Source organism: Streptococcus equi subsp. zooepidemicus (assembly GCF_015689395.1).
Taxonomy (GTDB): Bacteria; Bacillota; Bacilli; order Lactobacillales; family Streptococcaceae; genus Streptococcus; species Streptococcus equi.
Genome location: NZ_CP065054.1, coordinates 805055 through 830193, shown reverse-complemented (window position 1 = coordinate 830193; position 25139 = coordinate 805055). Strand labels below are relative to the sequence as shown.

Here is a 25139-nt window from a genome sequence, read left to right as displayed (position 1 = left end):
GAAAAAGCCATTCACTGTGTGAATGACAATTTCATAAGCATCAATTATTATTTCTAAGCAATGTGATGATATTTTCTACGATAAATCAATATCACCGTCATAGATAAAGGTGTCATCAATATGATGAGCAATTTCAATAACTGTTACCGGTAAACTAAATAGTAGCTGTCGGATAGTTTTAGCATTGTTGACATCAAGTGGAGCCGTCACTTCATCTGCTAGAAGAACATCTTTTTGTCTAATGAGGCTTCTTGCGATTTCAAGACGTGTCTTTTGACCACCTGAGATATTTTCTCCGTTATTAACAATTTGGTAGTTTAAAATATCGTCAAATTCATCAGTCAAGCCAACCTGTTCTAGCTTTTCTAAAAGCAACTCATCAGAAAACGCCTCCCCCAAGGTCAAATTATACCGAATGCTATCGTTAAAAAGATAAGGCGACTGCGCAATCAGCCCTATGCGATGGTGGTAATTATCAGTCGTCTGACCTCCAGCCAATACCATATCTAGTGTCCCCTCATCAGGACTCATCTCCTGTAAGATAAGCTTAAAGAGTGTGGATTTACCAGATCCACTTGGTCCCTTAATCAAGTATTTCTTTCCCTTCTCAAAATGAAAAGAGAGATCGGAAAATAAGGTCCTACCTGCAAATGATTTCGCCAGATGATGACCATCTAAACATTCAAAAGGATCACCTGTCATAGCATGCGACTGATATTTTGGAATAGGCTGCTCTAAAAGTGTCTCAAAATGCTTGGCAATGGCTTTTGCACCATTAAGCCTAAAAATATCATCAACAATATTTTTGAGTGGCTGTTCTAAGCGTGTTGCTGCAATAAACATGGCAATAAGATCAGTTGTTCTCAGCTTAACACCTAATAAGGTTAAGGCTAAGCCTAAAAAAATGGGCAAAAATTGAGAAATAAACAGCATCAGATGTGCCAATAGGGTAAAGAAAGACCTAAATATCTCAAATCCTTGACGTGAGCTCTCATAATGCTCTGACTGTTTTTTTACCTGTTTGAGGCTAGCAAAAAGAGCTTGATTTTGAGTCAATGTCGAACGCCCCGCAACCACATCACTTAATAAGCCAAGCAGCTTTTGTCTCGCTACTGCCAGCTCACTACCTTTTTGCTCTGCCTTTTGACCAATCACATGCTGAACCACTAAAAATACAAAAGCGCATGCAATAAAAATAAGACCAATTAGCATGTTTTTTGATAACAGGTAAGCACTGAGCAGGAGGACATTACTCACGTGTGATACGAGAAGAATGCTAGGGCTGATGTGATTCCATAGATAATATTCTACATCTTGAGTCAGCATAGAAATTTTCTTGTCATGACTCATCTCCCGATGATTTAAGATTAAATTCTGATAGAGACGCAGCCTGATTCTACCACACCCAATCGTCATGATATGGTTGATCAGAAGATTAGCAATGAACATAACAGAATATAAGACCACGTATAAGGTCAGACCATAGCCTAAAAAGGACAAGGTGTCTTGATGATTATTTAAGGACGTTAAATCAAAAATCTTACTAGTGATCAAGGGTTCAATCAGAAAGACAAGACTGTTTAAGGCACATGCAACAAGCGTTAGTGTCACTAGATATTTATTAAAATACTTAAACATCTTAATCACCTACAATTCTATCATATCATCATAAGCTATAGCTTGATCCACATGATGAGCCACCTCAATGATGGTAATAGGAAGAGAAAAAATCAGCTCCCTTACTCGCCGAGCATTGTCCTTGTCCAAGGCTGCTGTGACCTCATCAAGCAATAAAATATCCTTCTGACGTAGCAAAAATCGAGCCAATTCTATGCGCACTCGCTGGCCACCCGAAATGTTGGTTCCATTATTTTCTATCTGAAAGCCTAGACCAGCTGGTAATTCCTCCAACAGGTGAACTTGGTCCAAGACAGCAAGGATATCCTCCTTGGAAAACTCCTGATTCAGACAGACATTTTCTTCCAAGGTGCCATTAAAGAGAAAAGGAGCCTGATTCACCATGCCAACGTTAGCTTGATAGTTTTCAAATGATTGCTTGTCTTTGGTGATAAACGCTATTTTACCTGAGTCAACAGCAGCTCCCTTAATAATGTGTAACAGAGTCGACTTACCTCTACCACTGGCACCCTTTATCAAATATTTTTTCCCCTGTTCAAAGGTATAGGAAAAATCCTTAAGGATCAGCTTGGCGCCATAGGACTTTGTGATCCCTTCCAAAGCCAGAGCTTTAAAATATGGTACATAAGGAGTTTCTGCTTCATCAGCTACCTGATCCATCATATCATCAATCTTAGCTTTTACAGAGACTGCGGCCTGCATGCTAAAAGTGGCATACATCATATTTTGCAAGGGATTCGCTAAATGATTTGATGCCATAAACATGGCGATAAGTGACGATACTGGGATATGACCAAAAACCATTGGTAATAAAAAATAAAGGCCAATCGGCACTACTCTACCTAAAAATTGAGTCAGACCATTACAGAAAAAAAGAAAATTGGACAGGTAATAATAGTTACGACGAGCAGTCTCGTAGGTTAAGACCTGATTTGCTAATTGATCATAGGTACTTTCAAAGGCCTGATGATGTAATAGAGTACTACTACCATTCACATAATCCATTATTAAGGACATGGAACGTTCGCGCTCATCACTCTGCCTTTTCCCTAGGGATTCTGTTGTTTGGGTCAAAAATAACTGAGGCAAGGGACGTAACAAAGAACCTACAATAAAAAGAAAGGCAAGAAGCGGGTTCAATGTAATCAGGTATATCGCCACGACAAGAAAAATCATCCCATCCTTAGGCAGACGCATGACTTGTGTGACATAGTTATCATAGAAAAACTCTAGGTCCTGACTAAGAAAATTCGTTGCCTCATGCTGGTCTATTGCTTGACCCGATAGTAGCAGCTTTCTCGTCAGCTTATCTCGTAAAGCTAACATGATCCGCTTACAAGCCACATCATAAACCACATTGGCACCAAATTCCAATCCATAAAATAATAGATAGGTCAAAAGCCCCACAATAAAGAGTTTCCAAAGAGACCTAAAATCTGATACCGTATCAATGGCAATAACTCTTTGAATAACAAGTGATTGTAAAATACTAGAAAATCCCCCCAGCATAAACACCAGAAGGGCAAAATAACGAAATCTCCCAAGATAAGATAATAATTTTTTCATAGCACTCCTCAAAAGATTCTATAATGGCTTTCTAAACCTCGGCAATCACCAGTATATTGTCAAACTGCTCATCTATTTTGCATATGCTTGACAAAGAGTATTTCATTCTGAAACAGGCCAAAGATGCTAAAACAGATGTAAGCTATCATCATTTTGATGACTTGTCATGACAACGGTATTGTCTACACCTAACCTTTTCTTTAGCTGTATTTCAAATTGATGTTGCCCCAAGACTGAAAAAGACTTTCTCATTGAACTTCGCTTCTATGCCTCATATACCTACTATAAAATCCAACACATTTGCATAAGTAAAAAAGGGGACAGGAAATACTAAACCAGAATAAAATAACATTAAGGTATTCATCAAATGCAAGAAAACAGAAACCCTTTTAAAACGTTCTGTTAGTTTAATCGCCAAAATATACAAAACCAAGGCTACAACACCATTAACCATTAACATTAAAATCACTTCCAATACAGTCAATGTGGGAAACAGCCATTTACCCTTGAAAAAAATTTGCGCTAAACTGATTGACATCAGAAAAATAAGTGCTGACCAGATAAAATAGGTTCCTGATCGATAGATATAAATCATCAAGGGCGTCTGTTTTGTTGTTTTGATATTCATGTATTGATTGGTACGAATTTCATACTCTAGCTCTTCATTAGCTAGCAAAATCACATTAGTGATCAAATAGTATGTAAAGAAATACAAGATATTGATCGGTGCTTTACTATCAACGATCACAATAATGCCGGTAATAAAAATAAAAGAATAGATCACATCACAAATACTATTAAATAAATAGCGCACCCTATAAGTCATATATCGTTTCATTTCACTAAACATGAAAAAGACTCCCTCTTTTTTTAGCCATTGTCAATGCCCTAGAAAACAATAACGTACCGACCGACCAATATATCACACCGTAAGCCACAATCCAACATACGCTTTGATATGAAGGGGACATAATAGCATTTCTCAAAGCATAATAAGGGAACATTTTTCCAATAAGACCAAGTGAGCCATCTAATGGCGTTAGTATGCCGGTAAAGTATAGCATGAAATAAGAAATTAACGCAGTAACACTGGAGGTACGATTAAACACAAAACAGAGACTGGATAAGCAAAAGCCAAGACCGTATGTACTAATGACTGTCAAAAAACAGGCAACAAAGCTTCCCATCACCCTCAAGCTACTTTCTGGAAAGTCAATATTATTAAGGAGTGATAACATGATAACAATAGGTATTGCCTTAACTAAATCCACCAATAGTTGAACAATAATTTTAAGCATGAGGACATGAAAAACACTCTTGCTGCTTTGAATAACACTGATCAACGTTCTATCATAAAGGTCATCCTCAATAAAAAAGGTTGGATGTGTGATGCTATGACTCGTAAAATACCAAGTGAATAATAGACATAATAACAAGAACTGACTTTGCGTATCTTCAAAATAGTGAAGATAAGATGACACCATGATCAAAATACCAAAGTTTGCAAAAAATAAATTGAATTTGAATTGCATCATCTCCTGCAATTGTCTTTTCAACTCCCTTTGTATTTCTTTAATCATCAGTAATAACCTCATATAATAGTTCTTCGATGCTTTTTTCAACCTCTTCAAAAAATATAATCTCAAAATGCTCAAAGATATGATGTTTTGTCTGACTATCTGTCACTTCGACGACTAATCTCTCATCTTCTACCTGATAAGCTAAGAAAGGAAATAACTGATCAAAACTAGCCTTCTCAAACTTAGGGATACCGATTCTATATTTCATCCACGTGTTGTTTTCTCCGAAAATTTCTGAAAAACTCCCCTGTTTTTTGATCTTCCCTTTACTCATGACACAAATTCTTGCTGATAGCTCTTTTACAAAAAAGATATCATGAGTCGTCATCAGGATAATCGTTTGCTTTTTTTGACTAAGCTCAAGCAACAAGGTTGCAAATTGCTTTTTTGCAACCACATCTAGACCATTTGTTGGCTCATCTAAGCACAGAACCTTGGGCTGACAAAGAAGAGCAATAATCAAAGACAATTTTTGTCTTGTGCCTTGGGATAATTCAGAAACCAACCGATCAGTATAGGGATTAAAAGCCAATTTTTGGCACAACTCTGCCAATTCTTCTTTGACTTGGCTGCGTGACAGGTTATTCAAATGTAAAAAGTAATCAATATTTTGATTTGCAGTCAGATACTCGTAATAGCCCCTACCACTTTCTAAGACAAATTTCACATCACGATGAATAGCTGCTGAAGTATTTTTATGATGATAAACCAAAACAGATCCTGTGTCTTGCAGCATTAAACCAGAGATCATTTTGATCAAAGTTGATTTACCTGCACCATTTGCACCAACGATAGCAACAATTTCTCCACGCTTTACATCAAAACTAGGCACATCTAAGACTACCTGATGATGAAAGCTTTTCTTGACATGGCGTATAGTGATGTCACTCATTAAGAATTACTCCTAGCGATATTAGATTTTTTAAAATCGTATCTTCTACGTCAATCACGTCCCCTGCGTTGACAGCATACTTTTCCATCAGAAGAGCTTGAAAATCGACACCAATTCTCAGAGAATTGATACAATCATAGTAAACTTCTGTTACCTCAAACAGCTCTCCGCTTACTTTATTAAATAATATCGTATTTTGTGTCGTTTGAAAATTAGGTTCAAATCTAATAAACCAATTTTTACTGATTTGCATGTAATATACACCTCTTATCATATTCTAGCTGTGAAACAAATGCCATGGCATAGCACCCTCCACCGCAATCATTAAATAATTTACAATTTTTACAACTATCATTACTTGACCAAGCCCTTCTATTTAACTGTTCTACTCCAGAGTACCAAATAGTTTCAAAATCATCAGAAATTAAATTTCCCATTAAGTGAATTTTATCGTGTAAGAATGGACAAGGATAGACATCTCCATACATATCAATCTCAAATTCCGTTTTTTGAGCTGGACAGTAAAGTGGGGAATGATATTCAATTCCATGCTTTATTGCAAGAGACCATGGGTGACAAAAAGGTGATGTTAAAAATTGAACACCTAAACAACTAAATTTCTCTATCAATTTATTATAATGTGCAGCATATTTTTCATCAGATACTAATAATCTATTATGAATAGAAAAAATAGAAGATAATTGGATACGTAACAATCCTTGTTTAAAACAAAAATCTATGACCTCATCAAGCTCATGGATATTTAACGAGCTAATAACAATATTCACTAACAATTTTTTATAGTCTCTATCTAAACATTTCTGCACAAAAGAACATATTTGTTCCAAAGGATTGATAACAATATGACTTGGTCTAAGTTTATCAAAATTCTTGATAGAATCAATGCTTATTTGTATTGAAGAAAATTTTTCTAAATTAGAAATAATATAATTTCTACTTTTTTCAGTAATTACCCCAGTTGTATGAAGTTTTACAAGAATTCCTAGATCAACAAGATAATCCACAATTTTAGGAAACTCAGGATGTAAAGTAGCTTCACCACCAGTTAGATAAACTTCAAACGGAAGTTGAGGTAGTTTATCTATTATTATTTTCAAATGATCAAACAAGAGGTAATCTTCTTCTTTTGATACAAAACAGTACGGACATCTAAAATAGCATGCATTGGTAATTTTCAAACCAATTTTAAGAGGAGATATAACTTTTTCCGTCTTATTTCTTTTTATTTTGGAATATATATAATAAGGTAAATCAAAATCACTCCCCAGAGTTTGTGATACTTCTAGTATATGTTTCTTTCTCATTAAAAATACACCTTCTATAACTAAATGCTAATTCTGGAAAAGAATTAGCATAGGCAAGGCCAGGACAAGATGCTACTAAACTACAATTTTCACATTTCAAGCCTTTACTGGAATGTGATAGTATTTTATTTTGAATTTGAAAATCCATTTTGGAGAGTTCCACCAAGGAATTTTCGTATATATTCCCAACTCTTAATTCTTTATATGGAAATTGATCCATAAAATGGAAAATATCCCCTTTCCCATCAACAGTCCAATGTAATAAATCTGTGTTAAATTGATTAATAACATTCTTCTTAGTATATTCTGCCAACTTTGATTGAACCTCGATAGGATAGATTATCGTCAAATTCATATCGTTCTCAAGTTCTGAGTGAGTTTTTTCCAATTTTTCTCCAAAAGATAGATAACTGTTATAATCTACTAAAGGTACTAATTTTTCTCCTCTTCTTAAAGGATACACAGGAGATACTGAAAATGAAGATACTCCAAGGCTTCTAACAAGTTCATAAACCTCCATTATCTCATCAATATTATAGTGTGTAACCGTCATATTAACTCGAACATTAATACCGTATTGAACAATATATTTAATATTTTTAATTACTGTACTAAAATCATCCGAGCCTCGTTGCCTATTATAGCTCTCTCGTAATCCATCAAGACTTATTTGAATATAGTCTAATTCTTCCATAAGTTCAGACAGTTGCCTAATGTTATTCTCATTCAAAAGTACACCGTTAGTGAACAATTCAACAACTGGAAAGTTATCTTTAGCAAATTGTAAAATTTCGAACCAATTGTCATGTACCAATGGTTCTCCGCCTGTAATTGTAACGTGATAAGGGTTTAATTGTTTGATTTTTCCTAATGCAGCTTTAATGTCATCAAGTGTATAATGTGCCATCACATTTTTACTAGCCCAGCAGTGTCTGCATCTTTGATTACAATTTTCCGTAATTTTGAATCCTATATAGAGAGGCATTATAGCCTCCTTTAAATCAATTTTGTTTTTTATATATAACTTATTCCAGTTAGTTAACCAAAGGCGTTCGTCCATTTACTAATTCCTTTATTATTAATACAAATTTATAAAATTAAGGAGGAAAAAACTCCCCCCCTTAATCATTAATTAGTGCCCATGAGATTTTGAACTCTCATAAAGTAGAATAACAGATGACAAATCAATTTTATTAATTGATAAGTCAAGTGATTCTGATTCCTTTTGACTATCATTTTGCATGATAAATTCCTCCTTAATTTGATGATCCAATTATACCCTTCTGAAATAATTATTGAACACTATTCCCATATCTGCACTTGCTACTTGCTTGCTATGATTTTTTTCAAGTGTCCCTCATAAGTCTTTGCTAAATGGTTACTTCCAGCCAATGTCATTGCGGCAATACACTTTTTCATTTCAATAATAGCCTTACAATCTCCAGTTTTTTTGTATTTGTAAAGATGATGAGCATATTGGAAAACCAGACGTTCATAAACCTCTGTTTCGATGAAAAAGCATTGGTTTAACTGTTTTTCAAAATACAAGGCATCAATTAGCTCTCCTTGTCCAATACATGTGATATAAGCATTTAACAACATCGTTGAAATGAGCCGTCTATTATTTGGTATTTCTCTATAAAAGTCAGACCGCCTAGACATTTCTCTAGCCAAAACCATAAATACATCATGCTTTAGAACATCTAATGTATTGGAAAAAATCAAGAGCTCATAGTAACCCCAGTATTCAACACTAAAAAGATAATCAGTCAAATAAGATAGATCATGATCAGAATAACAGGTTTCCCCTGATAACTCTTGCAAGCGAATTTTTAACAAAATCGTGTTGATTTGATGAAATTTCTCGCGCTTATTCTCCGACTCCATCTGAGAATATAGAAGTTTTTTCATGCCTTCTACATCGCGAGTAGACACAAAATGACGGACTTTAGACAACAGTTCGTTTAACTCATCGCGATGAAAATCATGTACCGCATACATGAATTCATCAATAGGCATATTAATCTCATCTAAGGCACTCATAAACTTAGAAATCGTTAAATCAGTCTCTCCATTTTCAAAACGTGACAACTGAGATGTTGATATACCAGCCTTTGCGACATCTTTCAAGAGCAACCCACGAGATTCTCTAAATTTCTTAAAAAGTTTTCCAAAATGTTTCAAAACTACCACCTCACTTGTACATACGGGAAAGACTTATCATTAGTTCTATCATAACATACACTATAGAAAAACAGAAGTGAGGATTATCACATGAACAAACGTCATTTTTTAATGCTTCTTTTGATGGTATTAGAAGAAATTATTGTCATCGTTGTAGGCTACTTATAACCATTTGCCTAACGAGTGGTTTGTACTAGAATCATAAGCCTACACTATCCGTCAGCACTTAAAGATGCTGACTTTTCTTTTATTTAACTTCGTGCTATGATGACAAAAAGAAAAGACCCACCTGGTCCTCTCTAAATGTTTGTTATAAGCCACCCGCCACAGTTGACAAGGAGCTTCTTTACTGAAATTGATTAATATTAATAATCTTACTATTACTGTTTTCCTCTCGGACGGACTTCCGGTAGGATAGCTCTGCTTCTTTTAAAATATCCTCTTTCTTCTCATTGGCATCAATATTGAGGACAAAGCCAACCCCTACAGACAAGACCAGCAGGCTGTTTCCTCCCTGTGATAAGAATGGAAAGGTAACCCCTGTTGAAGGAATGAGGCCAGAAATGCCACCAATGTTAACAAATACCTGCATCAGCATCATGCCACCAACACCAAGAGCCATCATGGCGTTAAAGGGATTTTTAGCCTTAATCCCGACATTCATGATTCTCAAAATAAGAAAGAAAACAAGCGCAAGGATCAATCCTGCACCAATCAGTCCTAACTCCTCAATCACGACAGAAAAGACAAAATCTGTCTGTGCCTCTGGAAGATAGCCTCGTTTTTCAATCGAATTTCCAAGCCCTCTGCCAAACCAGCCACCATTGCTCATGGCGTAATAAGAATTAGCCAGCTGATGTCCCGAATCTGTCAAATCACGAAAAGGATTGAAAAAAGCACTAAAGCGCTTGGCAACGTAACCAAAAACTGGAATCTTAGCCACCTTTTCAACACCAATGACAGCAATCATTCCCAAAAAAGCAGTTGACAAACCAGTAATTAGCACTAAAATGGCAGAAAACCAACGGTAGCCTATACCACTGACCGAAAACATGATAATAGCTGTCAACACGATAATAGAGGCATTGCCCAAATCAGGCTGCGCAGCAACCAGCACAATCATAATCAAGGAATAAACACGCCAATCACGCAGGTCACCCCATTCTGTTGGCCACCATTTGCGACGCGTCAAGGCCTGATAATCATACTGATGAATCTTTTCCTGCATCTTTGAAAAGGTGAGTGCTAGGTACCAAACCATGATAATCTTCAGATACTCTGCTGGCTGAAACCTCAGAGGTCCAAGGACAATCCAGCCATGCGCGCCATTAATCGCTGTCGTAAAAAAGCGAGCAGCAATCAATAGCAGGATTTCAAGCAGCATAACAATTGTTAAAACCTTGGTATTGGTCAAAAAATTCAGCTTTAGCTTGTAAATAAAGGTAATAGCAACTAAGCTGACAACCCAAAAGAGCCCTTGATTGGCAACTGACCGAAATGGATTGGCCTGAGCCTGAATCAAGCTAACACTGGTTGTGGAATAAACCATGATCAGCCCAATCACAGATAAAATCAGATAAGGTAGTAATATGGAGTAATTTAGCAAATGCCTTTTATCAATTTTCATCATTTCCCCTATAATCTTGAGATAATCATTAGCATTATATCATCTTTCATTGGTAAAACAAAGGAAAAATACATTGCAAGCACCTAGCCAAGCATGGCTCTAGACAAAGCTTGCTGTATCCTTGGAATCGCTCAATCTAAAAAACACAGACAAGCCATTATAACCTAGTAGCCTGTCTGTGTGAGCTGCTGATTGATCTTCAACGGCTTAGCCGGAATTACGAAGTCCTGTAGCAATACCATTAATAGTTGTGTGGATCAGCTTTTCATAGTCCTCATCTAGCTGCTCATGACGAAGACGCTTAATCAGCTCAATCTGAATGTAGTTTAACACATTAAAATATGGGAGGCGGAAATCCAAGCTTTGCTTCAAGGATGGGGTTTCCTCAAGCAGCTCATCATGCTGTGCGATAGCAAGAATAACGTTCTTAGTCAGCTGCCACTCATCAAGAATGGTATGAAAGACCTCACAGACCTCCTTGCTTTCTGCTAACTGCGCATATTGAAAGGCAATGTTCATGTTTGATTTTGATAATACCATATCAACATTAGACAGCAAGGAATGAAAGAATGGCCATTTGTCATACATATGCTGTAATTTGGCTAAATTTCCCTCTTCTTTATCAATAAAACGCTTAAAGGCAGAGCCTACTGCATACCAGCCTGGAAGCATGATCCGGTTTTGTGACCAAGAAAATACCCAAGGAATGGCACGCAGGCCTGAGATGTCTGTAATGGTTTTACGAGCAGCAGGGCGAGAACCAATGTTTAAGCTTGATACCTCCTTAATCGGACTGGCTTCAAAGAAATAGTCATAGAAATGCGGATTGTCAAAAACCAGCTCTCGATAAATACGCTTACTGTCTTCAACAATTTCGTCCATGATTTTCCTAAAGCCATCAATCTCATCGGGATTTGTCAGCATGCGAGTCACCATGCGATTGATAGAAGCAGAAATCAGCATTTCCAAGTTGTAGTAAGCCACATCTTGATTGCCATATTTGTTTTCAATAATCTCACCCTGTTCCGTCAAGCGGATTCGGTCTTTAATAGAGCCAAATGGCTGTGAGGTGATCGCCTCATAGGATGGACCGCCACCACGTCCAACAGTCCCACCACGTCCATGAAAGAAGGTGATGCTGATACCATTGTCCTCCCCAATTTTGGTCAGCTCATTTTGCGCCTTGTAAAGTGTCCAGCCAGACGCCAAATAGCCACCGTCTTTGTTGCTATCTGAATACCCAAGCATAATCTCTTGATAGCCAGCATTTGTAACAATCCAAGACTTGACAATATCATAGCTAAGGTATTGTGTCATGATCGCTCTAGCATTATCCAAATCCTCAATCGTTTCAAATAAAGGCACAATCTGCACGCGCGCCTGACGTTGGTCAATGAGACCAACCTCCTTTAGCATGATAGCCAGCTCAAACATATCAGAAACACTCTCTGTATGTGAAATGATGTGCTGTTTAATCACCTCTTCACCAAGCTTATCCTTGAGCTCACGTGCCGCTGTATAGATAGCAAGCTCCTTTTCTAACAGCTCTGACTTTTCAACAGCTGCCGATGAGAGGGTGCGAGGGTCTTCTGTCAGCTCCTTTAAGAGGACCTCACATTTTTGCTCCTCTGACAAAGCACTGTAATTCTCAACAATACCAGCATTTTTCAAAAGCTCAGCAACACAGGCCTCCTGCACACTAGAATCCTGCCGCAGATCAATACTGGCCAAAAAGAAACCAAAAATATCAACCGCTTGTAGGACCTCTTGCAAATCCCCCTCAACCAAGGAGGAATCCCCAGCTGCAATGAGAGATTGCTCAATCATGACCAGATCAGCCTTAAAAGCTGCTGCTGTCTTATAGGCTGGTGCTTGCTGGTCACTGCTATTGGTCACAATGCTTGTAACGCCCGACTGAAGCGAGCCTACCGTAGCAGGCATTCTAGATGCTAGACTAGCTGAGGCTGGCTGACCCACTAGCTCCTGCAGGGTTTGGCTTAGACGAGTCTGAATATAGTGAAAAGCTCTGCGGTAGGGCTCATTCTCACGATAAATGGACTGATCACTGGATAGGCTAGCCAAGCGTTCCACCTCAGGACTGGTCTTTATCAAAGCTGATGACAGCGAAAAGGTTTGATAAAGAGCTGACAATTTGTCAATGTAAAAGCGCAGAATAACCTCACTTTGAACTGTTGCAGACAGCCTCAGTGTCTCTGCTGTGACAAAAGGATTGCCATCTCGGTCTCCTCCGATCCACATGCCCATGTTAATCGGCTTTGGATTGTCCAGCAAGATCCCCTTGTCCTTGGCCAGCGTCTTATACTTGCTTGTTAGCGCTGTGATCGCCTGTATCAGAGAGCTATTGTAATACTGCATGACATTGGTAATCTCATTTTTGACCTTGAGCTTTTTCTCACGAATGATATCCGTCTGCATGAGAATATCAATGTAACGGTACAGCTCACTATACCATTTGTTTTGATTCATGACACCCGCCTTGACATCACGATAGCGACGAAGAAGGTTATGAATGCTATTGGTCAACTCTAGAACTGTCTTTCGCTGAACCTGTGTTGGGTGAGCTGTCAAGACTGGAACCACCGTCACCCTTTCCAACAGTTCCTTGGCATTTTCCTTTTCAGCAGCAGAAGCAATGGTCAGAGCAAGCTTTCCCAGATAGTCTTGATTTGTATTGTTTTGACGATTGATTTCATAAGCCAAATCAACGTCCTCTGAAATATTAATCAACAGCGGAAGAATCGAAAAATATCGTGAAATAAATTCCATATCTTTATTGCTAATCTTAGCGATCAATTGCTCTAGAAGCACATAATCCTGTTTTTCAGATAGGTCTATAATTTCCTCAATCCTTGCAAAGGCCTCATCACCAATCATGCGACGCGTAATGCTCTCAAGTATTTCCTTTAGGATAGCAACCTCTTCAGCAATAATCTCCTGATTATTATAGCTCTCTAATTTTTTGACTGACAAATGACGGACTTCCCTTCTTATGCTAGTTTCCCTCCTATCATACCACTTTTTGCTAAAAATGTAAGCCTATTGGCTAGGAATGTTTGTTTTCCTTGACATATAAGATTCATTGGTACAAAAATGTTTGTAAAGCTTTTACAGGCTATCGCTTCTAATTTTTGTTATACTATAGGTAATTACTCATGAAGGAGAACATTATGGAATTAAAAAAACGTTCAGAATTCCCTGAAAATGAGCTTTGGGACCTAACTGCCCTCTACAAAGACAGGGAAGATTTTCTATTGGCTATTGAAAAAGCCTTACAAGATGTCAGCCTATTCCAACGCAATTACGAAGGCAAATTAACAACTGCTCAGGATTTTACACAGGCCTTGATGGAGATTGAGCAGATTTATATTCAAATGAGTCATATTAGCACCTATGCCTTTATGCCACAGACCACTGATTTTTCAGATGAAGCATTTGCTCAAATTGCCCAGGCTGGTGATGACTTCATGACCAAGGCTAGCGTAGCCCTCAGCTTCTTTGATACAGCCCTAGCTAATGCAGACCTTGCTGTTCTTGATGAATTGGAAAAAAATCCCTATTTCAGCGCAGCTATCCGCATGGCGAAAATCCAAAAAGAGCATTTGCTAAGCCCTGATGTTGAAAAGGCACTGACCAATCTACGAGAAGTGATCAACGCTCCTTACGACATTTACACCAAAATGCGGGCTGGAGATTTTGAGATGGAGGATTTTGAAGTTGATGGTAAAGTCTACAAAAATAGCTTTGTTTCCTATGAAAACTTTTATCAAAACCATGAAAATGCTGCCATTCGTGACAAGGCCTTTCGTTCCTTCTCAAACGGACTGCGTAAGCACCAAAATGCAGCAGCCGCAGCCTATCTTGCTAAGGTCAAATCAGAAAAGCTCTTAGCTGATATGAAGGGCTATGCGTCTGTTTTTGATTACCTGCTGGCTGAGCAGGAGGTGGACCGCAGCATGTTTGACCGTCAAATCGACCTCATCATGACCGAATTTGGTCCAGTTGCTCAAAAATTCTTAAAGCATGTGGCAAGGGTAAATGGCTTAGACAAGATGACTTTTGCAGACTGGAAGCTAGATATTGATAATGCCCTCAATCCAGAGGTCTCTATTGATGGGGCTTATGACTTGGTGATGGCATCATTAGCACCACTTGGTCCAGCCTATACGAAAGAAGTTGAACGCTACCAAACAGAGCGCTGGGTGGACTTTGCTGCAAATGCCAATAAGGATTCTGGTGGCTACGCTGCTGACCCTTACAAGGTTCACCCTTATGTGCTGATGAGCTGGACAGGCCGTATGTCTGACGTTTACACGCTGATCCATGAGATTGGCCATTCTGGTCAGTTTATCTTCTCTGACAATCACCAAAGCTACTTCAACACACACATGTCAACCTATTACGTTGAAGCGCCATCAACCTTTAATGAGCTAATGCTGAGTGATTATTTGGAGGCACAATTTGACACGCCTCGTCAAAAACGCTTTGCACTGGCGCACCGCCTGACAGATACTTATTTCCACAACTTCATCACGCATTTGTTAGAGGCTGCTTTTCAGCGTAAGGTTTATACCCTCATCGAAGAGGGGGGCACCTTTGGTGCAGAGCAGCTTAATGCCATGATGAAGGATGTTTTAACAGAGTTCTGGGGTGATGCTGTTGAGATTGATGATGACGCTACCCTTACCTGGATGAGGCAGGCTCATTATTACATGGGGCTTTATAGCTATACTTATTCTGCAGGGCTTGTGATTTCGACTGCCGGCTACCTCAATCTAAAGAATAACCCAAATGGTGCCAACGAATGGCTTGATTTCTTAAAGTCTGGTGGCAGTCGTACCCCGCTTGAGACAGCCCTACTCATCGGAGCTGACATCTCAACAGACAAGCCGCTTCGCGATACCATTCAATTCTTGAGCGATACGGTTGATCAGATCATTGCCTATACAGAGGAAATTGGTCATGACTAGCATTTATGACTTTAGCGTTAAAAGACAAGATGGCACTGATTGTTCACTGGAGCAATACCAAGGAAAGGTCCTATTAGTGGTCAACACCGCCACTAAATGCGGATTAACTCCTCAATATCAAGCATTACAAGAGCTTTATGACACCTACAAGGAACAAGGCTTTGAAATCCTTGATTTCCCCTGCAATCAATTTTTACATCAAGCACCGGGTAATGCTACAGAAATCAATACCTTTTGCAGCTTAACTTACCACACCACCTTTCCACGCTTTGCCAAAATCAAGGTTAATGGCAAGGAGACAGAGCCATTATTCACTTGGCTCAAAGAACAAAAAAGTGGCCCACTCGGCAAGCGCATCGAATGGAACTTCGCAAAATTTTTAATTGATCAAAAGGGGCAGGTTGTTGAGCGCTATGCCTCAAAAACAGACCCCAAAATGATTGAAAAAGCCCTACAGCAATTGCTTTTCCAAGAGCCAATTGACCAATCAGACTAACGAAGTCCTATCAAAAAACAAGCCAAGATCCTTATTTCTTGGCTTATTTTTATATCTAAAGCTTCTTGCTTTGCCAAGGAGCTGCTAAAGGTCAGCTATTTGCTTGTCTATTCTTCAAAGAACTTTTTTGAAGGGGACCTTGTCCTCACACCTAAGCTTACTTTTTTCAATCAAATCATTCAAGCTGCTTCCTGTAAGGACTGGTGCACTTGAGCAATGATAACTTATGCTAGCCTTTTTATGTTTATCAAAAAGTACCGGTTCACATGATTTAAGGACATTTACTTCAGTCATCAACAGTAAAAAGCATTGACGCATGTGATTAGGATCATTAAAATCATCTTATAAAATTAAGAAAAACACATGACTATTGAATGATCTAAGCTGTGCTGCCAAAAGCCCTTACCCTTAATCCTATCACAGTGGACAGCATGCAAATGACCTCAGGAGTTTCAAATGACATTCAAATAGATTGTACTGATTGGAGAGTTTATCAGCATGAGATTTCAAGGGTTAACAAGTAACTTCTATAACCTTATTTTTAGTAGGTCAAGTCGCAATATCGCAGACAGTTTTTACATGATTGCTTTGTCTGTTGGTTTACTTAAGGTTTACAACATTAACGCGGGAGAACTTTCTTTTTTGACATTGGTTGGTTTATTGCCAAATATGCTGTCTTTTGCTTACGGTTCTTTAATCCATAACTTAAAAAATGATAAAAAATGGTTAATTGTCTTTCAGATGATACAGCTCATTGTCATCATCAGTATTATCATCTGCTTAAGCTATCAGCTACCGGTTGTTGTCATGTATGTGCTCAACCTTGCCTTTAACTTGGTCACAACCGTATTAAATACCATTCAAATGAAAATCGTTCCCAGAACACTAGACGATGATTCAGACCTCATTGAAAAATCAGTAGATATTCAATACGCTACATCAAACGTTCTAGATATTGTTAGCAATTTTGTGGGCTCTGTTCTTCTTAGCTTTGTTTCCTATCTCGTTTTACTGCAATTGAGCCTGCCTTTCTTTATAGGAGCCATAGCTTTTATTTTTAGGATTCAGCTTAGCCCGTCTAAGCTTAGTACCACGACTAATGACGAGATTGAAAAACCTGCTTCTGTAACAGAATCACTACGTGCATTTAGAGAGTCGACCTTTGCTTCCTTTACCATCTTGGTAGAAGCCTTTCTCAGCGGAGGAACCGATTTATTACTAGCACTCCTTCCCTTGTATCTACTGTCTGAGGGCATTTCAATCGAATACATTGGCCTTGTTTTAGCAGCTCACAGAGCAGCAGATTTATTAGGGGCTCTAGTTGCGCCTCGCATTAAGGTATCTCCACGAAGCTTCTTTTTCATTGATTATATCCTGTCTGGAAGCAGCTTCTTGCTTTGCTTTATGATTCCCTATCCGATGGTAAAATTACTTTTGTTTTTCATTACCTTCACGATTATTGGCATATCGGGCAATGTATTTGAAAAAATGATTTATAGTGAGTATAACCACAACAAGCTCGCCTTGATCTACACGACCAATGCAACCTTATACGCTGTTTTTGGTGTCCTATTTTTACTGATTCCCTTTGTTTATAGCGACATAAGGATTATAGGAATCCTGATCAATAGTCTGACAATAATGATAGGCTTTGGATTACTCATCGTCCATTTACAGCAAGAAAGAAAATAGCTTAGTTCTAAAACCAGCAAAATGGATAAAGCTCTTCAACAAAATAAGCTTCCTTACCAAAAGAAACCAGAACTCAATATTAAATAATCAAAAACTATCCATCAACATAAGAGGATTCAAAAAACAAAAAAAAGAAATGATTGATCGACAGCAACTGCGCTACTACTAGTTATGACGTCAAAGCCAGCATCAAGACCCTAAGCGGACAGCTTAAGGTCTTTTTTTACCAGATAGCCTTTTAAGCAATAAAAGCACTACCAAGAAATAACCCATAGTGGCTAAGGCATTAGTCACCGTAAAAAGCATTCCTGCCCATACATAACTCCACCAAGAGATACTATAAAGGTAAGCAAAGCAACTATCTAGCAGTATATGATAGCAAAAGGCGCAGACTCCTGCCATTAAGACTTGATTGATCAATCTGTGCTGCGATAGCCTGTCTGATAAGGGATTCAAGAAATACCTCCACAAAACCAATACCATTGAATAACAAGCCATTTGCCAAAAGATCCAAGGACCAAAACCAAAAAAGCAAGCTAACAAGAGCACATAGCCCGCCATTGCTAAAATAGCCTCTGCTACATTAACATAGAGCAGGTAAATCAATAAAAGAGCCATGACTGGCTGGGCAATGAGAAAGCCGCTAAAGGCTAAGCGTAGCAAGAAACAACATACAGAAACGATAGCTAGTCGACTAACAACTTTGGTAGACATAATCCCTCTTTGAGTGTTTTTTATCTATTATGACAGATTTTACACCTCTTGACCAGCCTCAACAGCTTTTTGATAGATGATTACAAGACAGATAGACTAAAATCAAACGAAAATAGATAGGACATGATCTGCCAAAGCTGTCCTAACAGGCTAAAAACCTAAGAAAATCGTAAGACCACTTTGATTTTTTGAGGCATTTAAGGTACAATAAGACTGATGAGAAGAAGAATAAAACCTATTGTTGTTGTGGTCTTCTTTACGCTGATTGCTACTTTGTTAATCATTGGAAAGGCTCATTCTGATAATCTCAAAAGTAAAGAGCTAAAGCTTGCCAAGGCAAGCATTCCCACTAACACTAGCACGTCCAATAAGTCGACTACAAGCACATCTGAAACTACTGAATTTCTACTAAACCCCATTATTGATGTTTCTGGATGGCAGCTGCCAAGTGACATTGACTATGACCTTTTAGCATCTAATATTTCTGCAGCAATTGTTCGTGTTTATGGCGGATCACAAATTACTGCCCATAATAATGCTGCCTTTACTACTGGGATTGATAAATCATTTAAAAAGCACATTACAGAATTTCAAAAACGACATATCCCAGTTGCTGTCTATAGCTACGCTCTTGGTCGTAGTGCTAAGGAAATGCGGGCTGAAGCAAGAACCTTTTACAAAAACGCTTCTCCCTTTAATCCAACCTATTATTGGATTGATGTTGAAGAAGCTACCATGACGGACATGAATAAAGGGGTCAAGGCATTTAGAGAGGAGCTAAAACGGTTAGGTGCAGAAAATGTTGGCCTGTATATCGGCACTTATTTTATGGCTGAGCAGGACATTTCAACAGAAGGCTTTGACGCCATCTGGATTCCTACCTATGGTGGTGATTCCGGCTACTATGAGGCAGCCCCAGACACCAGCCTAGATTACGACCTGCATCAATACACCTCGCAAGGCTACCTCAATGGCTTTAACAATCCATTAGATTTAAATCAAATCGCTGTCACAAAAGACACTAAAAAAACCTTTGAAAAGCTTTTTGGGAAAGTAAAGCCTGACAAAGGCGCAAAACAATAACCAGTAACTAAGCATTACTTGTCATCCCTGATAACTGCATGTCATTTCAATATGCATTAACACAATAAATAAAGGTTAAAGCAAAACGCTTTAACCTTTATGTTGTACCCCTTCTGACGTCAATTTGAGCATTAAGGACAACTGTATCTAGAATCTGATATTGATAACATCAATTATTGCTTGTTTTTGGTTTAGAGGCTGGCTGTGAGATCGGCCTTTTTTGGTATGATCAGTTTTTGGCAATACCGCTATGTTAACTTGGTTTCATGATTTCCAGGCCAAATTCTTGACATTGCTGCAATCTCATTTTATAATTATAGAAAATATAATTATCACAAAGGAGTGCTTTGGCTGAGATCGCGCATGCGAAATCCTAAGGACCTGATCTTGTTAATACAAGCGTAGGGATTGTGACCAATATCATTAGCATTGGAAAACGATTCTCTTTTTGTGTGCAAAAGGAGTTTTTTTATGTCAAACAAGACAACTGTTACCGTTCTGATTGAGGCTGCTATTTTTGCTGCTCTTGCTATGGCTTTATCATTTATACCAGATTTTGCCGGCTGGTTTAGCCCCTCTTATGGTGCTATTCCTCTCGTTTTATTTTCGCTTAGGCGTGGCCTAAGGTATGGCCTGCTAACTGGCTTGATTTGGGGACTGCTGCATTTTGTTTTAGCTAAGGTATATTACCTCAGTCTGTCTCAGGTTATTATTGAGTATATCCTCGCTTTTACCTCAATGGGCTTGGCCGGTCTATTTTCTAAGCCCTTGGCTAATAGTCTTGACACCAACAAAAGATCCTTCAGCCTTCTAATTGCTAGCGCAGCGGCCTTTTTAGCAATTGGGGTTCGTTATATCTGGCATTTTATCGCTGGTGTTGTTTTCTGGGGGAGCTATGCTCCTAAGGGCACCTCTGCTATTTGGTATTCCTTTACTGTCAATGGCACAGCAGGTCTTCTAACTTTTATCGTGACCCTTATTGCCCTGCTCATTATCCTACCGACGCAACCACAATTTTTTAAGCCTAGTAAATAAGACAAGAGTTCGAATCTGAAAATCATAAAGCTGAGGTAGGTCTGTAAAGGCCTGCTCTTTCTAAGCTTAGAAAAAGGATCAAAAAAGACTTTTTTTCAGTCTAATGGTATACTACTACTGTTAGACTGTTTTTGATATTGACACATAAGGAAGTTAACAAATGGCTAAAAAGGCAAAAGTAAAGAAAACGCTGGTGGAGCAAATCCTAGATAAGGCAGCTATTTCTTATCAAGCTCTTAGGATCAATGCCCTAAAAGGTGATTTCCCAGACACAATCAACCCATCAGATATTTATAAAACCCTAGCACTGACTGGCGATAAGACAGGCCCCTTGATTGGGATTATTCCTTTGACAGAGCATTTATCTGAAAAGAAGCTAGCAGGCCTTTCTGGAAACAAAAAGGTCTCCATGATTCCTCAAAAGGAGCTGCAAAAAATAACCGGCTATGTTCATGGTGCAAACAATCCAGTTGGTATTCGACAAAGGCACAATTATCCTATTTACATCGACCAGTCTGCACTAGCCAAGCAAGAAATTATTGTATCAGCTGGTGAGCTTGGTCGATCCATACAGATCAATAGTCAAGCCCTAGCAGATTTTGTTGGGGCTAGCTTTGCTGACATAAAGGAGAACAAATGAGACTTATTGGAAATATGATTTGGTTTATTTTTTCAGGCTTTTGGGCCTGGATCTCTTGGGCTATTGTTGGGCTTATCCTGTGCTTAACAATTGTCGGGATTCCTTTTGGCATACAATGCTTCAAGATAGGCGCTTTTGGTCTTTTTCCCTTTGGAAAAGCCATCGAAATTGGCCAGGGAGCAGGCAGCCTGCTGCTCAATATCATCTGGATTGTCTGCTGTGGCTGGAGCTTAGCAATCATGCATTTGACTTCTGCCCTTCTCTTGTGCCTAACGATTGTTGGCATTCCATTTGCCCAGCAATCTCTAAAATTGGCTAAGATTAGCCTCTTTCCTTTTGGAGCTATCATTTATGACATTTAATAAGAAGGTAAAAGACTTATGAAATTGTATTTTGTCAGACATGGTAAAACATTGTGGAACCTAGAGGGCCGTTTTCAGGGAGCTAACGGAGATTCGCCCTTGCTTGAAAGCTCTAAGGACGATTTGCGCCAGCTAGCAAGAGAGCTACAGGACATTTCCTTTGATGCTATCTACTCCAGCGACCTAAAAAGAGCTGCTGATACCGCTAGCATTATTGTGGACGAAGCTAACTGCAAAACTGATATTAGTTATACCAAGCAGCTGAGAGAATGGAACCTAGGCACCCTTGAAGGAACAAAAATAGCGACCGTATCTGCCATCTATCCTAGTCAGATGTCAGCCTTTTATCACAATTTAGCTCAATTTAAGCCCAGTCAATTTAAGGCTGAATCCCTTTATGAGACCACACAAAGGCTTTATCAGCTCATTAAAACCTTGGAAAATAAGACCTATCAACATGTTTTAATGGTAGGACATGGTGCCCATTTGACAGCTTCCATTCGGGCCCTTTTAGGCTTTGAGCCAGCTATGCTTCGGGCACAGGGAGGACTGGATAATGCTAGCCTGACCATCATAGAAACCTTGGACTTCAAACACTTTCATTGTCTAAGGTGGAATGATACATCATTTTTACAAAAAAAGGCTACTAGAGTAACACCCTAGTAGCTCTTAAGCACAAAGCTCCAAGACAGCTAAACTATACTCCATTAGTCAGAGAGCACATCCCATTTTTTGAGGGACGCTTTATTAGCTGTAGAAAGTTGTGAAAAGCTAGATACACAAGAGGACCAATTGGATAACCTCAAAAGTTTGACAATTCATTTTAAAAAAGGACTGAATTCTGTATCGAACAGGACTCAGTCCTTTTCTATCATTTGTCAAGCTAATTAAGGCTTTCAACCACGACAAACGCGCAAAACAGTTATTTCCTGATGATAGTAGCGATTACAGTAGATATTTTCAATGATTTTCTTGTAGTAACATCTATACAAAACAATACAGCTCATTGAAATATAGGAACATTAAAATTCAGAAAGATTTCTTTTCTTGCTAAAAATCTTTCATCCATTTCAAACTGGTTTTCATTTGTCCTCTCCTTTTTCAGTTCTGCTTTTTCTCCATAAGCTGCACAGTTGATGTACTCCTTGCCTTTACCGTACTTCTTTACAAGTGTAAAATTTACAACTTATACTTCTTCTCCTTCTCTTTCAAAACTTGAGTAAATTGATTCTGCTACTAAATTTGCGTTAATATTAATCATTTTTTATTCATAATTTTTCTCATTTTTTAATTTAAAATTCCCATTAAAAAAGCGACTGGACTTTTTCCAATCGCTGATACTTCTACTATTTTATTTTTATTTCGGTAGAACTTCTAATCCTTATCATCTATATCCTCCTTTTTAAACACAAAAAAGACGGTAGATTTTTTCTTTTTCCATTGTCTCTTATAACTTATATTTAATTTTTGAATAGTATGCAAACATTTAAGGAAACAACTACTTGCTTTCCAATAAAAAGTCAATCACATTTTTGTGAATAATTCCATTTTGACTAAAATCCACTTTATCCATGGATAAGACAAATTTAGGATAATTATCTCTAACAAAATCATACACACCAAACTCTCGTTTTCTTGTTTCTTCTGTTTCCATCAAATAAGAAACCTGATAATACAACTTTTCATTATCCTTACTTGCAATAAAGTCAATTTCCATATCTTTTACTTTGCCAATTTCAACTCTATATCCTCTTGAAATAAGTTCAATATAAACGATATTTTCCAGTGTTCTTTCAATATCCTTTGTATTGGAGTATCCTCTTGCCTGCCTAAATCCATGATCTGTAAGATAATATTTTTCATCAACCTTTAACTTCTTTTTTCCTACAGTATCAAATCTTTGTACTTTTTTTAGTATGAAAGCTCTATTACAATACTCTAAATAATTTAAAATTGTATCAACAGATACTTCTCTGCTCTCATTTTTCAAATACTTTTTTATACTGTTGGCGGAAAAAGTAGATCCGATATTTTCAATAGCAAAAGATAATATCCTGTTAAATATATCTACGTCTCGTATCTTATTATAATTAAGCACATCTTTAACCAAGACAGTATTATATACATCGCTTAAATATTTATAACTGCTATCTTCTTCTAACTTAAAATATTTTAAAATCGGTATTCCACCTAATTTTATAAATTTATCAAAAAGTGCTTCTTTAGTTAGATTTGAATCACTAAAAATCTTTAAAAATTCCCCAAAAGTAAATGGCTGTATTTCAAATTCTATATATCTTCCTGCAAGAAGTGTGGCAAGTTCACCGGAAATCAAATTTGAATTTGAACCGGTAATGTATATATCACAATCTTGATCTACTCTTAACCCATTAACTACTTTTTCCCAGTTATTTACCAACTGTATTTCATCAAAGAAATAATATAATTTACCACTTAGATTTTTTGACTTTTCACTTATATAACTTGCCAAAAAGCTCGCTTCATTTATACTCATAAACTCCAAAGATTCAAAATTGATATATATCTTTTGCTCATCCGGCACATGTTTCAAAATTTCATCTTTAATCATCATCAGAATGGTAGATTTTCCAACTCTTCGCATCCCAGTTAAGATTTTAATAATAGGTTTATCAATAAATTTTTCTATATGGTTTAAATACTTGGGTCGTTCAATATATTCCATATCATTCACCTCTCTTTAGCTTTGATTATATTATACACGATAAAAATATATTTTCCAATATTGTTTTCGAGTATAATCGAAATATATCATATTTTATTGATGTTTATAGAATATAAACACCATATAGCCCTATGCTTAGCCTTATTTCAAATGAAAAAAGCAATAAATCCTAAGATCTACTGCTTTTCTTCTTTTAAATCTTCTATCATCTTAGTATCTACAAAATGAGTAGCATACCATTTCTCAATATCATCTAACCCATTTTTACTAAATCTCAATTTTATAACAGGAGTTCCTCCTTGCCCATTTCTTTTCTTCACCGCCCACTGCTTATATACCGTATAGGAAGGCTTAAGATTACTTTTCTTAGCATATACTCTCATTTCATGCAAAATCATTGATAGTTTCTTTAAATTGATATTACATGATTTTTCTAAATATGGAATTTTTCCATTTCTCCAAAGCTCATAATCTTTTTTAGAAAGTAATTCTAAGTCCATCAACATATCTACAGAAGCAGCATATCCTCTTTCCTTTAATTGCTGATACATAGATGAATGTATTTTTACAACCCTTTCTTTATTATTTCAATAAGCATTCACCTCCATATATT

23 protein-coding genes, 1 pseudogene and 1 riboswitch are annotated in these 25139 nt (G+C 37.6%); of the genes and pseudogenes, 8 read left to right on the top strand and 16 right to left on the bottom strand.

The genetic code is table 11. The features are described 5' to 3' along the window. Positions 1 to 75 precede the first annotated feature (75 nt). The 12 genes from I2432_RS03950 to ppc all read right to left on the bottom strand — a co-directional run bounded on the left by I2432_RS03950 (position 76) and on the right by ppc (position 13803). A complete protein-coding gene (locus tag I2432_RS03950) occupies positions 76 to 1638 on the bottom strand; it encodes an ATP-binding cassette domain-containing protein (protein WP_043052932.1) in 1563 nt (520 codons plus the stop codon). 9 nt (positions 1639 to 1647) lie between these two features. Beyond that, positions 1648 to 3204, bottom strand: coding sequence for an ATP-binding cassette domain-containing protein (locus tag I2432_RS03945; protein WP_206156323.1), 1557 nt, complete (start codon positions 3202 to 3204; stop codon positions 1648 to 1650). A gap of 271 nt (positions 3205 to 3475) precedes the next feature. Next, positions 3476 to 4054: a hypothetical protein gene (locus tag I2432_RS03940; protein ID WP_154298852.1), complete on the bottom strand. Its 579-nt coding sequence runs from the start codon at positions 4052 to 4054 to the stop codon at positions 3476 to 3478. Beyond that, a complete protein-coding gene (locus tag I2432_RS03935; RefSeq protein ID WP_111690554.1) occupies positions 4047 to 4787 on the bottom strand; it encodes an ABC transporter permease in 741 nt (246 codons plus the stop codon). The genes I2432_RS03940 and I2432_RS03935 overlap by 8 nt, the downstream gene beginning before the upstream one ends. Next, positions 4777 to 5676 carry an ABC transporter ATP-binding protein gene (locus tag I2432_RS03930; RefSeq protein ID WP_021320595.1) on the bottom strand — a complete coding sequence of 300 codons (900 nt, stop codon included), beginning with the start codon at positions 5674 to 5676 and terminating at the stop codon, positions 4777 to 4779. Before I2432_RS03930 ends, I2432_RS03935 begins: the two co-directional genes overlap by 11 nt. Then, positions 5669 to 5929 carry a hypothetical protein gene (locus I2432_RS03925; RefSeq protein ID WP_012678174.1) on the bottom strand — a complete coding sequence of 87 codons (261 nt, stop codon included), beginning with the start codon at positions 5927 to 5929 and terminating at the stop codon, positions 5669 to 5671. The genes I2432_RS03930 and I2432_RS03925 overlap by 8 nt, the downstream gene beginning before the upstream one ends. Continuing rightward, positions 5916 to 7001: a radical SAM/SPASM domain-containing protein gene (locus tag I2432_RS03920; protein WP_012678175.1), complete on the bottom strand. Its 1086-nt coding sequence runs from the start codon at positions 6999 to 7001 to the stop codon at positions 5916 to 5918. The genes I2432_RS03925 and I2432_RS03920 overlap by 14 nt, the downstream gene beginning before the upstream one ends. Beyond that, a complete protein-coding gene (locus I2432_RS03915) occupies positions 6955 to 8061 on the bottom strand; it encodes a radical SAM protein (RefSeq protein ID WP_041790494.1) in 1107 nt (368 codons plus the stop codon). Before I2432_RS03915 ends, I2432_RS03920 begins: the two co-directional genes overlap by 47 nt. Positions 8062 to 8133: 72 nt before the next feature. Continuing rightward, positions 8134 to 8274, bottom strand: coding sequence for an HGH motif RaS-RiPP peptide (locus I2432_RS03910; RefSeq protein WP_154231861.1), 141 nt, complete (start codon positions 8272 to 8274; stop codon positions 8134 to 8136). Between the two features lie 50 nt (positions 8275 to 8324). After that, positions 8325 to 9185 carry an Rgg/GadR/MutR family transcriptional regulator gene (locus I2432_RS03905; protein ID WP_021320592.1) on the bottom strand — a complete coding sequence of 287 codons (861 nt, stop codon included), beginning with the start codon at positions 9183 to 9185 and terminating at the stop codon, positions 8325 to 8327. A 346-nt stretch (positions 9186 to 9531) separates the two neighbouring features. Next, positions 9532 to 10812, bottom strand: coding sequence for a cell division peptidoglycan polymerase FtsW (gene ftsW / locus I2432_RS03900; RefSeq protein WP_012678178.1), 1281 nt, complete (start codon positions 10810 to 10812; stop codon positions 9532 to 9534). A 207-nt stretch (positions 10813 to 11019) separates the two neighbouring features. Then, the gene (gene ppc / locus I2432_RS03895; RefSeq protein WP_206156324.1) at positions 11020 to 13803 is read right to left on the bottom strand and encodes a phosphoenolpyruvate carboxylase; all 2784 of its coding nucleotides are present in this window, start codon (positions 13801 to 13803) and stop codon (positions 11020 to 11022) included. Positions 13804 to 14000: 197 nt separating this feature from the next. Between ppc and pepF the strand changes: the two genes are divergently transcribed. From pepF to I2432_RS03880, 3 genes are all read left to right on the top strand, one after another. Then, the gene (pepF, locus tag I2432_RS03890) at positions 14001 to 15800 is read left to right on the top strand and encodes an oligoendopeptidase F (protein WP_206156325.1); all 1800 of its coding nucleotides are present in this window, start codon (positions 14001 to 14003) and stop codon (positions 15798 to 15800) included. Further along, positions 15793 to 16296, top strand: coding sequence for a glutathione peroxidase (locus I2432_RS03885; RefSeq protein ID WP_206156326.1), 504 nt, complete (start codon positions 15793 to 15795; stop codon positions 16294 to 16296). The genes pepF and I2432_RS03885 overlap by 8 nt, the downstream gene beginning before the upstream one ends. Before the next feature lie 498 nt (positions 16297 to 16794). Then, the gene (locus I2432_RS03880; protein ID WP_206156327.1) at positions 16795 to 17988 is read left to right on the top strand and encodes an MFS transporter; all 1194 of its coding nucleotides are present in this window, start codon (positions 16795 to 16797) and stop codon (positions 17986 to 17988) included. Positions 17989 to 18198: 210 nt separating this feature from the next. On the opposite strand, the gene I2432_RS03875 is transcribed toward I2432_RS03880, so the two are convergent. Beyond that, positions 18199 to 18702 carry a hypothetical protein gene (locus I2432_RS03875; RefSeq protein ID WP_043029568.1) on the bottom strand — a complete coding sequence of 168 codons (504 nt, stop codon included), beginning with the start codon at positions 18700 to 18702 and terminating at the stop codon, positions 18199 to 18201. A gap of 216 nt (positions 18703 to 18918) precedes the next feature. Here I2432_RS03875 and I2432_RS03870 point away from each other — a divergent pair, with 216 nt between their 5' ends. The 5 genes from I2432_RS03870 (at position 18919) to I2432_RS03850 (ending at position 22485) form a co-directional block, all read left to right on the top strand. Then, positions 18919 to 19785: a glycoside hydrolase family 25 protein gene (locus I2432_RS03870; RefSeq protein WP_012678184.1), complete on the top strand. Its 867-nt coding sequence runs from the start codon at positions 18919 to 18921 to the stop codon at positions 19783 to 19785. Between the two features lie 328 nt (positions 19786 to 20113). Further along, positions 20114 to 20210: riboswitch (TPP riboswitch) on the top strand. A gap of 46 nt (positions 20211 to 20256) precedes the next feature. Then, a complete protein-coding gene (thiT, locus tag I2432_RS03865) occupies positions 20257 to 20820 on the top strand; it encodes an energy-coupled thiamine transporter ThiT (protein ID WP_012678185.1) in 564 nt (187 codons plus the stop codon). Between the two features lie 160 nt (positions 20821 to 20980). Continuing rightward, positions 20981 to 21460: an aminoacyl-tRNA deacylase gene (locus I2432_RS03860; protein ID WP_014622658.1), complete on the top strand. Its 480-nt coding sequence runs from the start codon at positions 20981 to 20983 to the stop codon at positions 21458 to 21460. Beyond that, positions 21457 to 21822 (top strand): YccF domain-containing protein, encoded by a 366-nt coding sequence (locus tag I2432_RS03855; protein ID WP_021320585.1) that lies wholly within the window; start codon positions 21457 to 21459, stop codon positions 21820 to 21822. Before I2432_RS03860 ends, I2432_RS03855 begins: the two co-directional genes overlap by 4 nt. Before the next feature lie 18 nt (positions 21823 to 21840). Further along, a complete protein-coding gene (locus I2432_RS03850; RefSeq protein WP_014622656.1) occupies positions 21841 to 22485 on the top strand; it encodes a histidine phosphatase family protein in 645 nt (214 codons plus the stop codon). 340 nt (positions 22486 to 22825) lie between these two features. On the opposite strand, the pseudogene I2432_RS03845 reads toward I2432_RS03850, so the two are convergent. The 3 genes and pseudogenes from I2432_RS03845 to I2432_RS03835 form a co-directional block, all read right to left on the bottom strand. Then, positions 22826 to 23083, bottom strand: a pseudogene (locus tag I2432_RS03845) (hypothetical protein). A 237-nt stretch (positions 23084 to 23320) separates the two neighbouring features. Further along, positions 23321 to 24526, bottom strand: a complete 1206-nt coding sequence (locus I2432_RS03840; protein ID WP_206156328.1) for an ATP-binding protein — start codon at positions 24524 to 24526, stop codon at positions 23321 to 23323. Between the two features lie 176 nt (positions 24527 to 24702). Then, entirely contained in the window at positions 24703 to 25077 is a 375-nt protein-coding gene (locus I2432_RS03835; RefSeq protein WP_043983682.1) for a hypothetical protein, read from the bottom strand. Between the last annotated feature and the right edge of the window lie 62 nt (positions 25078 to 25139).

Coding starts and splice junctions, on each gene's coding strand:
- I2432_RS03855 (WP_021320585.1), top strand. CDS start 21,457: ATGAGACTTATTGGAAATATGATTTGGTTTATTTTTTCAGGCTTTTGG.
- I2432_RS03850 (WP_014622656.1), top strand. CDS start 21,841: ATGAAATTGTATTTTGTCAGACATGGTAAAACATTGTGGAACCTAGAG.
- I2432_RS03880 (WP_206156327.1), top strand. CDS start 16,795: ATGAGATTTCAAGGGTTAACAAGTAACTTCTATAACCTTATTTTTAGT.
- pepF (WP_206156325.1), top strand. CDS start 14,001: ATGGAATTAAAAAAACGTTCAGAATTCCCTGAAAATGAGCTTTGGGAC.
- I2432_RS03945 (WP_206156323.1), bottom strand. CDS start 3,204: ATGAAAAAATTATTATCTTATCTTGGGAGATTTCGTTATTTTGCCCTT.
- thiT (WP_012678185.1), top strand. CDS start 20,257: ATGTCAAACAAGACAACTGTTACCGTTCTGATTGAGGCTGCTATTTTT.
- ftsW (WP_012678178.1), bottom strand. CDS start 10,812: ATGAAAATTGATAAAAGGCATTTGCTAAATTACTCCATATTACTACCT.
- I2432_RS03925 (WP_012678174.1), bottom strand. CDS start 5,929: ATGCAAATCAGTAAAAATTGGTTTATTAGATTTGAACCTAATTTTCAA.
- I2432_RS03885 (WP_206156326.1), top strand. CDS start 15,793: ATGACTAGCATTTATGACTTTAGCGTTAAAAGACAAGATGGCACTGAT.
- I2432_RS03920 (WP_012678175.1), bottom strand. CDS start 7,001: ATGAGAAAGAAACATATACTAGAAGTATCACAAACTCTGGGGAGTGAT.
- I2432_RS03840 (WP_206156328.1), bottom strand. CDS start 24,526: ATGGAATATATTGAACGACCCAAGTATTTAAACCATATAGAAAAATTT.
- I2432_RS03930 (WP_021320595.1), bottom strand. CDS start 5,676: ATGAGTGACATCACTATACGCCATGTCAAGAAAAGCTTTCATCATCAG.
- I2432_RS03860 (WP_014622658.1), top strand. CDS start 20,981: ATGGCTAAAAAGGCAAAAGTAAAGAAAACGCTGGTGGAGCAAATCCTA.
- I2432_RS03950 (WP_043052932.1), bottom strand. CDS start 1,638: ATGTTTAAGTATTTTAATAAATATCTAGTGACACTAACGCTTGTTGCA.
- I2432_RS03940 (WP_154298852.1), bottom strand. CDS start 4,054: ATGTTTAGTGAAATGAAACGATATATGACTTATAGGGTGCGCTATTTA.
- I2432_RS03875 (WP_043029568.1), bottom strand. CDS start 18,702: ATGTCTACCAAAGTTGTTAGTCGACTAGCTATCGTTTCTGTATGTTGT.
- I2432_RS03915 (WP_041790494.1), bottom strand. CDS start 8,061: ATGGACGAACGCCTTTGGTTAACTAACTGGAATAAGTTATATATAAAA.
- I2432_RS03870 (WP_012678184.1), top strand. CDS start 18,919: ATGAGAAGAAGAATAAAACCTATTGTTGTTGTGGTCTTCTTTACGCTG.
- I2432_RS03835 (WP_043983682.1), bottom strand. CDS start 25,077: ATGTATCAGCAATTAAAGGAAAGAGGATATGCTGCTTCTGTAGATATG.